This window comes from Gottfriedia sp. ABJ_BB2_2, assembly GCF_055484705.1.
In genome coordinates this window covers 25654-39547 of record NZ_JBVFKR010000007.1, presented here as the reverse complement: position 1 = coordinate 39547, position 13894 = coordinate 25654, and the positions used below count along the sequence as shown (strand labels likewise).

The 13894-nt window shown below is 34.1% G+C and carries 13 protein-coding genes and 1 riboswitch; of the genes, 1 reads left to right on the top strand and 12 read right to left on the bottom strand.

The window, feature by feature from the left end; genetic code table 11:
• Nucleotides 1-157 precede the first annotated feature (157 nt).
• Nucleotides 158-1606: an amino acid permease gene (locus ACX6U0_RS15265; RefSeq protein WP_464960743.1), complete on the bottom strand. Its 1449-nt coding sequence runs from the start codon at nucleotides 1604-1606 to the stop codon at nucleotides 158-160.
• A gap of 196 nt (nucleotides 1607-1802) precedes the next feature.
• Nucleotides 1803-1980: riboswitch (Lysine riboswitch) on the bottom strand.
• Between the two features lie 675 nt (nucleotides 1981-2655).
• Between ACX6U0_RS15265 and pdxK the strand changes: the two genes are divergently transcribed.
• Nucleotides 2656-3471 (top strand): pyridoxine/pyridoxal/pyridoxamine kinase, encoded by an 816-nt coding sequence (pdxK, locus tag ACX6U0_RS15260; RefSeq protein WP_464960742.1) that lies wholly within the window; start codon nucleotides 2656-2658, stop codon nucleotides 3469-3471.
• A gap of 64 nt (nucleotides 3472-3535) precedes the next feature.
• Here pdxK and ACX6U0_RS15255 read toward each other — a convergent pair whose 3' ends face one another.
• The 11 genes from ACX6U0_RS15255 to ACX6U0_RS15205 all read right to left on the bottom strand — a co-directional run bounded on the left by ACX6U0_RS15255 (nucleotide 3536) and on the right by ACX6U0_RS15205 (nucleotide 13868).
• Entirely contained in the window at nucleotides 3536-4243 is a 708-nt protein-coding gene (locus ACX6U0_RS15255; RefSeq protein WP_464960741.1) for a nitroreductase family protein, read from the bottom strand.
• A gap of 116 nt (nucleotides 4244-4359) precedes the next feature.
• Nucleotides 4360-4782, bottom strand: a complete 423-nt coding sequence (locus ACX6U0_RS15250; protein WP_464960740.1) for an RrF2 family transcriptional regulator — start codon at nucleotides 4780-4782, stop codon at nucleotides 4360-4362.
• A gap of 129 nt (nucleotides 4783-4911) precedes the next feature.
• The gene (locus ACX6U0_RS15245; RefSeq protein WP_464960739.1) at nucleotides 4912-6420 is read right to left on the bottom strand and encodes an MDR family MFS transporter; all 1509 of its coding nucleotides are present in this window, start codon (nucleotides 6418-6420) and stop codon (nucleotides 4912-4914) included.
• 35 nt (nucleotides 6421-6455) lie between these two features.
• Nucleotides 6456-6638, bottom strand: coding sequence for a hypothetical protein (locus ACX6U0_RS15240; RefSeq protein ID WP_087999237.1), 183 nt, complete (start codon nucleotides 6636-6638; stop codon nucleotides 6456-6458).
• Nucleotides 6639-6962: 324 nt separating this feature from the next.
• Nucleotides 6963-7496 (bottom strand): hypothetical protein, encoded by a 534-nt coding sequence (locus ACX6U0_RS15235; protein ID WP_464960738.1) that lies wholly within the window; start codon nucleotides 7494-7496, stop codon nucleotides 6963-6965.
• Nucleotides 7497-7499: 3 nt separating this feature from the next.
• A complete protein-coding gene (locus tag ACX6U0_RS15230) occupies nucleotides 7500-8936 on the bottom strand; it encodes an FAD-binding oxidoreductase (protein ID WP_464960737.1) in 1437 nt (478 codons plus the stop codon).
• 100 nt (nucleotides 8937-9036) lie between these two features.
• A complete protein-coding gene (locus tag ACX6U0_RS15225) occupies nucleotides 9037-10458 on the bottom strand; it encodes a PH domain-containing protein (RefSeq protein WP_464960736.1) in 1422 nt (473 codons plus the stop codon).
• Nucleotides 10448-10927, bottom strand: a complete 480-nt coding sequence (locus ACX6U0_RS15220; RefSeq protein ID WP_464960735.1) for a PH domain-containing protein — start codon at nucleotides 10925-10927, stop codon at nucleotides 10448-10450. The genes ACX6U0_RS15225 and ACX6U0_RS15220 overlap by 11 nt, the downstream gene beginning before the upstream one ends.
• A gap of 258 nt (nucleotides 10928-11185) precedes the next feature.
• Nucleotides 11186-11863 (bottom strand): 3-oxoacid CoA-transferase subunit B, encoded by a 678-nt coding sequence (locus ACX6U0_RS15215; protein WP_464960734.1) that lies wholly within the window; start codon nucleotides 11861-11863, stop codon nucleotides 11186-11188.
• Nucleotides 11845-12474 carry a CoA transferase subunit A gene (locus ACX6U0_RS15210; protein ID WP_464960883.1) on the bottom strand — a complete coding sequence of 210 codons (630 nt, stop codon included), beginning with the start codon at nucleotides 12472-12474 and terminating at the stop codon, nucleotides 11845-11847. Before ACX6U0_RS15210 ends, ACX6U0_RS15215 begins: the two co-directional genes overlap by 19 nt.
• 65 nt (nucleotides 12475-12539) lie before the next feature.
• A complete protein-coding gene (locus tag ACX6U0_RS15205) occupies nucleotides 12540-13868 on the bottom strand; it encodes an aspartate aminotransferase family protein (protein ID WP_464960733.1) in 1329 nt (442 codons plus the stop codon).
• Between the last annotated feature and the right edge of the window lie 26 nt (nucleotides 13869-13894).

Below are 13894 nucleotides of genomic sequence, written 5' to 3'. Positions count from 1 at the left end.
CCTAAATAAAAACTAATGGTATTAGTTTTATAATACTAATGCCATTAGTTTTTGTAAACACTTATTTCAATTTATTTCCAAATAGCTTAAATTAGAATTCCAAACTAGCTTGATTCCAAACAAAAAACCCCTCCACCAAAGATGGAAGGGTTCCAATTTAGTTTCTGCTTAAATCCATTTCTTTATAAGCAACAACTTTTGTTTTGTTTTTAAATTTATAACCTAACCAAACGATTAGGAATACTGGAATACCAATGTATGAAACAAGTACACCTTGCCAGTCAATTACATGACCAGTGAACGCTTGATAGTTTTGAGCTAATACGATAAATAAACAAGCTAAAAATGCTAAAATCGGACCTAATGGGAACCATTTTGCACGATATGGTAAATCATTTAAATCTTTCCCCTGCGCAACATATGCTTTACGGAAACGATAATGAGAAATCGCAATACCTAACCAAGCAATAAATCCTGATAAACCTGACAAGTTTAATAACCAAGTATATACTTGACCTTCACCAAAGAATGACGTTAAGCATGCTAATGAACCAACAGCAAGTGTTACGTATAAAGCGTTTGTTGGAACACCATTTTTGTTAATCTTAGTTAAGAATTTTGGTGCTTTCCCTTCAATTGCTAATGTATATAACATACGAGTTGAAGCATACGTACCACTATTCCCTGCTGATAAAACAGAAGTTAAAATAACTGCATTCATAACTGATGCTGCAAATGCTACACCTAATTTTTCAAAAACTAATGTAAATGGACTGACTGAAACGTCCCCTCTTAATAAATCTGGGTCAGTATAAGGAATTAATAAACCGATCACAAATATTGCTAATACATAGAATAAAAGGATACGCCAGAAAATTTGTCGAATTGCTTTAGGTACATTTTTCTCTGGATTTTCAGTTTCCCCAGCTGCAACACCAATCAACTCTGTACCTTGGAATGAGAATCCAGCAACGATGAAGATTGATAACACACCTAAAAATCCATTATGGAAAGGTGCTCCACCAGCAGTAAAGTTTTTAAATCCAACACTATCTCCACCTAAAATACCAAAAATCATTGCAATACCAACTATTAAAAATACAATGACAGTTACGACTTTAATTAAAGCAAACCAAAATTCTGATTCACCATAACCTTTAACTGATAATAGATTTAATCCTAAAATAATGACTAAGAAAATAGCACTCCATAATACAGCAGGTGTATTTGGGAACCAATATTTCATTAACATTGCTGAAGCAACTAATTCAAAAGCTAATGTGATTGCCCAGTTATACCAATAGTTCCAACCCATTGCAAATCCAAATGCAGGATCTACATAACGAGATGCATACGTACTAAAAGAACCAGATACAGGAAGATAAGTTGCCATTTCCCCTAAACTTGTCATTAAGAAATAAACCATTAAACCAATTAAACAATATGCTAATAAAGCTCCACCTGGACCAGCTTCACTTATTGAAGCGCCACTCGCTAAAAATAACCCTGTTCCAATAGAACCACCGATTGAAATCATTGTTAAGTGTCTTGCTTTCAGTCCTCTTTTTAAAGAACCTTCATTTTGCGGGAGATTAGATTGTCCCATCTTTGTTGCCTCCTCTTCATTCTTGCAATACTATCTTTACGCAGAATTAGGGGCGCAAAAGTGTTGTTTGCTGTGTATTTTACTCAAGAAATTCCTACATTATGTAATGGTTGGAATGTTCTTAAAAACGCAAAAAAACACGTGAAGAATGTTCACGTGTTTAAGACTCAGTTTATATGCGTCTAACAGCCAACATCTCTTCAATAGCCCTCCACAAGTAAACTTGTGACAGTCCTACGCTTATTCAGCAATAGGCCCAGCAACAAAATTGAATGGCAACTTTGTTACTTCGGCAGTTTCGCCTTTCATTACTTTTCATTGGTTCCATAAACCTCCAAGTAATTACTCATCAAAACCGCGCCTCTATCCATACGAGATAAAGATCATATTTAATTTTTATAAAATCACTATACCAATCTAATAATCTAGTTGTCAATTATTTTCTACAAAATTCTACAAGTTCAACTGAAGAATCCTTTAGAATTCTTTTGACCTTGTTGAAATATAAACTTGTAATAAAAAAAGTAATATCAGGTTGATTTCCACTACAGGTTGCTCGCTTTCCAAGGGGCGAGACCTGAGCCTCCTCGGCGCGCCTCCGGGGTCTCAGCCTTCCCGCATTTCCCACAGGAGTCGATCAGCCTTCCGTTCCAATCAACCTATTCATATAAAAAAGATTTTTCATTAAACATAACTCTAAACTTTAACTTAAAAGAATATTTTATTTACTTTTTAGATCAAATTTAATGAGTATATCGACATTTACAACAACTTAATAATAATTTGAACCCATTTTTCACCAGACCTAGAGCCATTACTAGTCAAGTAATATGATTCTTAGCATAATATTGTTCAATAATTTAAAAGTGTACATATAATTTTCGTATTGACATTTGTATTTTTTAACACTCTTGAAGAGTCCTTTAGAATTGTATATCCCACTTCCTTTATGATTCCTATTTTTCATTCATAACCTGCCTTACTTCCTGTTTTTTACTGTACTTTTTGCTATAATGAAAAATGTATTTGAACAAAGGAGGAATATTGACATGACAGTGTATAAAGCATTAACTCTTGCAGGATCAGATAGTAGTGGTGGCGCAGGTTTACAGGCAGACATAAAAACATTCCAAGAGAGAGATGTTTATGGAATGAGTGCAATCACTACATTAGTTGCAATGGACCCACATAATCATTGGCACCATCAAGTATTTCCGATTGATATCAGTACAATTGCAGCGCAATTAGAAACAATCGTTGTTGGTGTAGGCATTCAGGCTATGAAAACGGGAATGCTTGGATCAGTGGAAGTCATTGAATTAGCAGCTGAAACAATTAAAAAACATAATATAAATCGTGTAGTAGTTGACCCTGTTATGATTTGTAAAGGGAATGATGAGGCTTTACATCCTGAAACAAATGATGCATTAAGAGATGTATTAGTTCCTTTATCAACTGTAGTAACACCAAATTTATTTGAGGCAGCACAATTAGCAAATATGGCTCCGATTAAAACAGTTGAACAAATGGAAGAAGCAGCACGTAAGATTCATGCACTAGGTGCAAAATTCGTACTAGTAAAAGGCGGAAGCAAAATTCAACATGAGAACGCCGTAGATGTTTTATTTGATGGTGAAAAGATTGAGCTTTTAGAGTCAGACCGAATTGAAACAACTTATACACATGGTGCTGGTTGTACATACTCTGCGGCAATTTGTGCAGAATTAGCTAAAGGAGTAGAACCTAGAGAAGCTATTTATACAGCTAAAAAGTATATTACTGAAGCAATTCGCCACTCATTTAAATTAAATGAATATGTAGGTCCAACAAACCATATGGCATATCGTTTACATGGAGAGAAATAAAATACAATAGAAAAGAGCAGGTAAGGAAATTTCCCTTCATCCTGCTCTTTTATTTTACTTGCTCTTAAAACTGATCCCAAGTAAGAACTTCATCTAATGTCAAACGAACTTTTTCAAATCCAGCTTTTATTCCCTTACCAACAGAGATTAACATAACTGGTTTGAAGTTTTCAGGTACATTAAACGCTTCTACAAATTTTGCTTGATCAAAGCCACCCATTGGTACTGTATCTAAACCTTTTGCTTTTGCCGCTAGCATAAGTTGCATTGATACTAATCCACCATCAATCATCGCTACTTTTGTTGCTATATCTTCTGGGAAATTACCATAATTTTTAACAATTGAGCCTACATAAAAGTCTTTAACCTCTTGCGTCATCATACCTTTAGCAACTAATTCATCATAAATTCGATCAGCATTTACATATGCTTTTATATCACCTAAAACTGCAATAACTACTGAAGCATCGACGATTTGTTGTTGATTGTTAGCAATTGGAAGTAATTTTTGTTTCGTTTCTTGTTTATTAATTACTAAAAATCTCCAAGGCTGTAAGTTTGAAGAAGATGGAGCTTGAATTGCGATTTCTAATAGTTCACGTACTTCTTCATCACTTAGTTTGAAATTAGGATCATAATGACGTACTGAGCGTCTTTCTTTTGCTACTGTAAAGAAATCAGAACTATCTAAATCTTTAGGTGCCTCATTTCCAAAATCTATTTCATTCACTTTATTTAAATATTCTTCTCTATCTGATGATACTTTTGTCATTTAAATCTCTCCTTTAAAACTGTATTATTTACAGATACAGTATAAAACTTTAACTGTATAAAAGTCAACTACAGTTTATCAAAAAAAAATAAAACCGAAACAATGTTTCGATTTTATTATCTAATTTCTTTTGGTAGTAAATCAGCGACAGTCTTCCTTGCAAGACCTTCTACAAGCCAACTTTCCATTTCATCTTTTAAATTATATAAAGCTGAACGTGTTGAAGCTGTAAAGCATTCATGGCTATTCACATCTAAAAATCCTTGTGAATATGGATCAGACCTCATTGCATCATAAACATCTTTTAATGAAATTTCACTTGCATCTCTAGCTAAGTAATAACCACCATCTCGCCCTTCTTTTGCTGAAATAATCCCAGCTTTTACTAAATTGGCAAGAATTTTTCTTAAAAAGGTCGACTGTGCTTCAAGTTTTTGAGCCATCATAGAACTTGGACAAATTCCATCATGCTCTGCCAATACAAGTAAAGACTGAAGAGCAAGTCCAAACCATTTCGTACTAGAAACCTTGTCTTTCAAAAGCTTTCACCTCAAATACTAGTCTATACGATTTTTGAAAAAAGACAACCTACTTTCCGAACTCTAAAGGCAAATCAAGCATTCAAATTAAAAGAGTATAAAAAAAGAAGGCCAAAATGGCCTTCTTTCTTATGAAGCATTACTTTGCGGCAATTCTTTATTCGATAATTTTTCATTGCCCATTAAGAAAATAGAGATCATCGCTAAACCAACTGGTATTAAAGTCCACAAGAAAGTATGAGCGATTGAAGTAGCAAACACATCTGAAATTTTAGCTAAAACAGGCGCTGGAATCATTTTACTTGCCTCAGGTGTTAAGGCTTGATTGATATCAATATTTTGAGGTGCACCACTATTTCCAAGTGCACTTGAAATTTTGTCTGAGAATACATTTCTTTGAATTACACCAAACACTGTAATACCCACAGTCATTCCTAATGCACGAAGGAATGAGTTTGTAGAGCTTGCTGAACCACGGTTTTCATTATCAAAATGATGCATTGCTGCCATACCTAAAACTGAGAATGACACACCTACGCCAAGCCCCACAATAATCATATACAATACAATTTGGAATTTCGTTGTATCAGGCGACAATGTACCTAAGCATAGAATTCCTGCTAATAATAGGACGACAGAACCGGCCATTAGATTACGATAGCTAGTTTTATTTGCTAATGCTCCACCAAATGCAGCAGAAATACTTACGCTAACCATCATTGGTAATAATACTAATCCAGAATTTGTTGCCGTACCACCTTGCACGAACTGGATAAAAATCGGAATATAGATCGTTGCAGCAATAAACGCGGCACCATAAAATAACCCAACGAAATTACTTGCTGCAAATAGACGCATTTTGAACATTTCAAACGAAATAATTGGCTCTGGAACTTTTCTTTCAATGAATAAAAAGATGATAAAGAAGATAGCAAAACCACCAAATAAACTTAAAATTTGAATAGAATCCCAAGCGTACTCTTTTCCACCAAGTTCTAGAGCAAACATTAAACTAACAATACTAATGACGAATGTTGTTGCACCCCACCAATCAATTTGCTGTTTTTGATGGTTCGTAGACTCTTTATAATAAAAACTAATTAATCCAAGTGTTAACAAGCCAAACGGAATATTAATATAGAAAATAAATCTCCAATCAATATAATCTGTAATATAGGCACCAATTAACGGACCTAAAACACTAGAAAGACCAAATACTGCACCAAAAATACCGCTCATTTTCCCACGTTTCTCAACAGGAAACACATCCCAAATAATAGAGAAAGCGATTGGCATTAATGCACTACCACCAATCCCTTGAATTGCCCTGTAAATACTAAGTTGAACGATAGACTGAGCAGTACCACAAAGAATCGACCCAAGTAAAAATAAAATAATACCTAACATAAAGAATCGTTTTCTTCCATACATATCTGACAGTTTACCAAAAATAGGCATACCGGCCATTTCCGTTACTAAGTATGCTGAAGTTACCCATACAAACTGATCATAGCCACCAAGATCTTTTAACATTGTCGGCATCGCCGTAGATACAATCGTATTATCTAATGAGGCAAAAAATATACCTAATAATAATGCAATCATAACTGGAACCAATTTCGTTTCCCTTTTTTGCATTTTTCTCTCTCCTTTTAACCGCTCGAACTAAAAAATCAATCTTTATTAATATACAGTATTGCATTGCTTAAAAGACCTAAACCTATTCCAATTCCAAAACCAAGAAATCCACCAGCAATTAAATGTGATGTAAAATAGCCAACTCCTAAGCCAATTGTTAATCCTAATATAACAAATGCAGCGTAAAATATACCGACAGCCTCTTCATGTCTTAACATTTTATCATTCCCTTTCTATATTCAATTAAAAAGCATAGAAATACTTTCATTCATTTCATAGCCTACTTTTAGATAATATAACATTGTTTCGTTACTTACACAATATCCATCTCATAGAAATAACATTAGATTTTTTTAATAATCTATCTTTCACACAAATAAACACATATTTAGTAGTATTACAACTGATAGTATTCTATCTAATTCTCATTAAACTAAATGAAAGAAATCATCATAACAAGTAACAAAACATTGTTGTGTATTACTGTCGTAGAAGATCACTCTTTGGCTATCGTAATGCTTTACGATACAAGTCTCATTCGTTTAGTCTTTCTTATTCCTTACAATAAATGTCACACCAAGACCAAATCCACTGAATAAAAATAGCCATGCTGCTAGATTAAACATTAAGCGAATATCAATTGAATCAAATAATACACCTACTCCAATAATACAAAGTGCCGTAACAAAGGACGTCCAAAATAAATAACTACGATAAAATTCAGATGTTGCATTCATAAACAATCTTTTCTCTGCAAGCTTGAAAAGGGCCGTAAACCCACCGAATAACACCTGCCCAATATACACGAACTTAATATTTTCGATCGTATCCAGTGAAAAAAATAAATAACTACAGAAAAATGCATGAAGCATCATCAATAAATACGGAGAGTAACGTTCGAAAAATCTACCACCAAAGTAGACGACAATACTTAAGCTTAATGAAAAAAGCCCATACAATAAACTAAACACATCATAGCTATCTCCAATATTTCTTAAAAAGAGAACATAATACGGAAATACTAAAGAACTACTAAATCCAATCACACTTAAAATTGAGACTACTATTTTATTCATGTCTTACTCTCCATAATTCTTGTAAAAAGTATTCATAAACACGCCATTTTGATCAAATTCTTTTTTCTTATCAAAAAACTCGTCTGTTCTTGGATAAGCCAGTTTCATTTGCTGCTTTGATTGATATGGATAGTAAGGTAGATAATAAGACCCATTATGCTGAAGCGTAATATCAGTCCATTTTCGAATCACTTCTTTTGCATGTTGAATAGACCTTTGATCTCTTCCATGTTGAATGAGTACAACAAAGGCAAACATGTCATCTTTTGCATAATTCATAACCGTTTCATTATCTTTTTCAACATAACGAATTGTAATATTTAGGACGTTTAAATCTTCAAATTTTAAATACTCTCTTACATCATCGATATAAGAAACAAATTCATCAACAGGCACAAAAAACTCTTGAAGAACTTGCGTATCTTGTCGATCTTCAAACTCCATAAACTTACTTTCAGAACGCATGACATTATTACGAGTTTCAAAGTTTCCATCTAATGCATCAATAAAATAATATTGAATATCCCAAAATATATTTTTACCTTGATTAGATCCTCTAGACATTCCAAGAGCAAGCTTTGGAAAAAATGCCGATTTATCTTCTTTTAATTCTTTATCTGACTCAGTCATTTCACGAGAAGTATCCATATAGTTAATTGAATAGACTTTATCTAAGAAACTATCAGGTGCAACCGATATTCGTCCGATATGCATTTTAGCATTTTTATTGCCTAATACTTCAGTTTTAAAGTAGGAAGGATATTCATCAAATTCCATCGTACTTGTTTCGATTTTATATAGCTCATTGTCAGTAAGCTGAAGCTCTACTTCAAGAATAATACCAAATAAACCATAACCACCTAATACAAATGGAAATAATTCACTATTTTCTGTCCGACTAACTTTCTTGATGTTTCCATCTGCTTGTAATAAGGTAAACCAATTAACTGTACTAGCTAATGAATGATTTCGAAGATCACGACCATGTGCATTCACACTTAATGAGCCTCCAACTGAAAAAATCTCTTGTGACTGCGTTACCTTCAGTGCCAGATTATATGGATTAATTGCTTCTTGAATATCTCCCCAAGTTGCACCACTTTGTACAACAACAGTTTTTTTAATTGGATCAACTTTTTTCACTTTATTAAATGTTTTCATATCGATTACAACACCATCTTCGTAGTAAGTATGCCCCCCTTGACTATGGCGCTCCCCTGCAATTGATACTGTTTTATGTTGACTATTTGCATCAAGAACAATTTTTCTTAATTGCTCTACTTGCTTCCCTTTCACGATTCGATCAATTTTAGTTGGAAGTAAATGAGCTACATCATCAATCATTCCTTCTTCTAGCGAAATTGGTTTATTCCACAATGTATAAAACACGATGACAAAAACTGTTATCAAAGTGAAACCAATTGATATTTTTTTCCACAAAATGACTTTCTCCCCTTAAAGAACATAATAAAATAAAAACGCAGTAAAAAAGACGTGTTACAAAATTGTATGCACGTCTTTTTTAGTACATTAAAATGTTTTAACTAAACCAACCAATCATTCGATTTACATCTTTTTCATCTAAATGTTTAACTTTATATGTACGACCGTATTGACTAGAAAGAATGGTAATATAAATTGACTTTAGCCTTGCACGTTTTTGAAGCAAGCTTTGTTTCCCAATCAATACTTGAATTCTTTCCCGCGGTAAAATTGCTGTTGTTCTAGAAAAAAATCCAGACTGCAATATAACTGTTCGATCCAATAAAGTATAACCAGCATAACGATATCTAATTTCCCCAATAAATACACCAATGAAGACAAGTCCTAGAGCCCAAAATTGAACAAAAGGAAGCAAGACGATTGCCAAAGCTACAATGAGGAAAATAAGAATACTCCATGAATAGTAACTTTTCCTAGCTCTTTTTGGTGCTCGATGAGAAATGGCATCGTATGTAATAGAAGGAATAAAATTTGTTAAAAATTCTGGTACCTGTTTCATCTTAATAAATGGATGTAAAACATGTCTGCCATTTTCCTGGGAATCACCCATTCCAACAGCTTCTACATAAATTGTTGCATAACCAAATAATTGCCTTAAAATGCCTTCCTCAACGACTACACCTTGAATTCTCTTTATAGAAACGTTAAATTCATTTTTCTCAAAAAGACCTCTAGTAATCATTAATTGGTTTTCTTTTCTTTGAACAGTAAAATTAGCAAATTTCAAGACAAATCTTAACGTAGAAAATAACAAAGACAGTAATAAACTACCTAAAAAAAGGATGAAAAACATCATATATGTAAAAGATTGTATTTGATTATAAATTGCCTCATAAACACTGTTTGGAAGCAAGTCCTCTATTTGTGAAAATAAAGAAGCTAAAACCGCAAACGCAATTCCTACCTCGAATGACGTAATCCCTGCCAAAATAAGTTTTTTACTATCAACTTTCGCTGTAAAATCAGCTGATGACTCATCAACCAGTTCACTTTTTTCTGTGGTCTGGACATCATCTATTTTTTTCTTTTTAAATTGTAATATTTCATTCCTGAGTGCAAGTGCCTCATCCTTTGGTATTGCATTCAGTACACCTTCTGCTTTCTTCCCACCAGCAGTTTCAATTCGTACACTAACCACACGAAAAAGCTGTTGAATAAATCCAGCATTAATGGCAACAGACTGAATCCGCTCCTTTTGGATAAAAGTGTTTTCAATTACAAATAATCCAGAACGAATCCTAAATCCATCTTCAGTTACATAATAAGTAAATCTATACCATTTAATAATTGCTGAAACAACAGGAAAAACAACCAAAACAATTGCGAACAAATATTGAAAAATAGACCCCTTATCACCTGAAATGAATAATATAATGAATGGAATAATAATATTTCTAATTTGTTCAATTAAAACTGATAAAATGTATGCTGGATGTTGTCGCTTTGGCTCATACATCATCATCACTGATCCTTGCTAAGTATACGATTTTATCTCTTAGCTTCTCAGCAACATGGTGTTCTAAACCTTCAATTTCATGAGTGGTAGCTGCCGTGGAAATATTTACAGTAGATAATCCATATCTGCGAAGTAAGGGACCTACTTCAGTCGTAACATGTTGAACCCTAACCATTGGAATAATGATGCGTTTAATGATGAACATACCTTTTTGTATTTCTAGCTCATTTTCATAGATTTCATAAGCTGTATATTTCATTTTTAAAGACGGTAAAAATAAAGTTAAAAATAAAATAGCTGCCAATACAAAACCAGTAATAATCATTAAAACAAATGTAGGAAATGAAAAATATTTCATCAGAAAATAATAAATGATTGGTAGCGCCAGTAGAGAAATACTACTTAATAATGAAATAATTCTCCAAACAGACCTCATTTTCGGTGATGGTCTTTGAGATGGATCTGATCTCATTTAATCACCTTTTCTATCTCATTAATATCTCACTTATTATATAATAACATGAGACAAGCTTTTCACAAACCTCCTATTTATCGACAAAACATAATAAAATGTTTAGAAAATTTGTTAAAAAACGCTTAAAAAGATGATTAATTTCTACAACAGGATACTCTCATTATGTGGAGCATAGGGTAAATCTCTTAGGCGATTTACACCTGTTGGATTTACACCTGTTGGATTTCCCCATCAAGAATCTCCTACGTACATTAGTCACTCCCAATTGTGAACAATAATATCTTTATTTACAAAAAGTGGTGCACCTGTCTTATCTATCACATCACGTATTGTGTAAGGTGCCATTACTTCATTAAGCCATAATTCTCTACTATCTTTTTTCACTTCAATGACAGCCATTTCTGTAATAATTAAGTCAACACATTTAGGAGACGTTAGAGGTAGACTACATTTTGAAACAATTTTGGGTTCGCCATTTTTATTTGTATGATTCATTAGAACGATCACTTTTTTCGACTTTTGTGCTAGGTCCATTGCGCCTCCGATGCCTGGTACTCTTTTACCTGGAACAATCCAATTGGCTAAGTCTCCATTTTGGCTGACTTCTAATGCACCTAACACTGTTAAATCTAATAAACCCCTACGAATGATGGCAAAAGCAATACTGCTATCGAAATAACTTGAACCAGGAATTAGTGTGACAGGTAGACCTGCTGCATTGCACAAATTTCCATCTTCCTCCCCCTTCTTAGGAGTCGGTCCCATCCCTAACACACCGTTTTCAGCGTGAAACATAACTGATGCATCTTTTGCTAAATAGTTTGGAATAAGTGAAGGAATACCAATACCAAGATTTACAATCATACCGTTTTTTACTTCTTGTGCTGCTCGTTTGGCCATGACTTCTCGAGCAGTTATTTTTCCCAGACCCACTTCCAATCCACTCCTTCCGATTGAACAATATAATGAACGAATGCGCCTGGAACAATGATTTCCTCTGGGTCTAGTGCACCTAAAGGAACGATTTCATCAACCTCTACAATCGTAATATTCCCAGCCATTGCCACATATGGGTTCGAATTACGGGCACTTTTGTCGAAAACTAAATTACCAAAAGGATCAGCTTTTTTCGCATAAACAATTGAAACATCTGCATTTAAAGGTGTTTCCACTAAATATTCTTTACCTGATACAGTAACTCTTTGTTTATTGATATCTATTACACTATCAATTCCAATATCGACTAGTACACCACCCAATCCTACACCGCCAGCTCTTACCCGTTCGATAAACGTTCCTTGAGGACTAAATTCAATATCTAAAGTACCATCTGTCATTTGTTTACCAGCATTTGGGTTTGATCCAATATGAGTTGTAATCATTTTGCTGACCCTTTTTGCAGTAACTAGCTGCCCAATACCTACATCTGGAAAACCTGTATCATTTCCTATTAATGTTAAATTTTTGACCCCTTTTTCTAAAATGCCTTTTATCAAAGTAGGAGGATTACCAATTCCCCCAAAGCCGCCAAACATAAGTACCATATCATCTTGAAAGAATGACAAAGCTTCCTCAATACGAATTATTTTCCCAAATGTATTGATTTGCATTAAATGACCCCTTTCACATACTGAGATAATTCATGAAATACCTCTTTTAAAACATTCAATAATTCATCAACTTGTTGCTCTGTGATCACAAGTGGTGGCGAAAGTAAAAAACTATTTTCCAATCGTCCATTCGGTCCACTTACAGCTGGATAAAGTAAAAGTCCTTTATCTCTCGCAATCTTAATAACTTGGTTTGTTAAACTATGTTTCTCAAAAACATTTTCATCGAGCTCAATTCCAATTAGTAATCCTTCACCGCGCACATCAAATATGAATGGAAATTGCTTTTTCCATTCTTTTAAAGTATTCATTATTTTCTTACCTTGATTTTTAGCATTTTGGACTAGATTATTCTTCTCAACATACTGTAAAACAGCTAATGCCACACTTGCAGAAAGTGGATTCGCACTAAATGTATGACCACTCATGACAAGTCGGCTACCTTCAATAATTGGCTGCATGACACGATCACTAGCAACCGCAGCAGCAATAGGTGTGTACCCTGCAGCCAAACCTTTTCCTAACACTAAAATATCAGGTACACAATTCCAATGCTGCATACCAAACATTTCTCCTGTTCTACCTATTCCAGTCATTACCTCGTCTGCAATAAACAACACATCATGTTTTGTACATATTTCTCTAATTTTTTCGTAATAGCCTTTTGGCGGAGTTAATGCTGCACCCGCTGCACCAACAATTGGTTCTGCGATAAATGCAGCTACATTTTCTGCTCCTAATTTTTGGATTGTCCGTTCAAGCGAAGTAGCACATAATAGTTCACATTTACCTTTTTCTAAACCGTATGGACAACGTTTACAATACGGCGCTTCAACCATTGGGTAATCCTCAAGTAAACTAGTAAACCGTTTTCTTCTAAGGGGGTGACCTGACATGGATAACGCACCAATTGTAATACCATGGTAACTCATCATTCTTGAAATGATTTTTGTTTTTGTATGCATGCCTCTTTCTTGAAAATGCTGAATGGCCATTTTCATAGCTGTTTCTGTTGCTTCTGTACCACTGTTGACAAAAAAACTCCAGTTTAAATCACCTGGGGTTAGCTCACTTATTTTTTTTGCTAGATTTTCAGCTGCATCACTAGTAAACTGCAATCTATATACAAATGCCACCTTTTTTGCTTGACCAACCATTTCATCAATTACTTCCTTTACACCATGCCCAATACTTGCAGCCACAGCACCTGATGAACCATCAATATATTTTTTTCCTTGCTTGTCCCATAAGTAGATTGATTCACCTCGATCAATTGTTGGATAGATTTCTCCTACAAGCGGTTTGATTAAATATTCTCGCTTTGCCACACTACTCCACCAACTTTCATTTCATG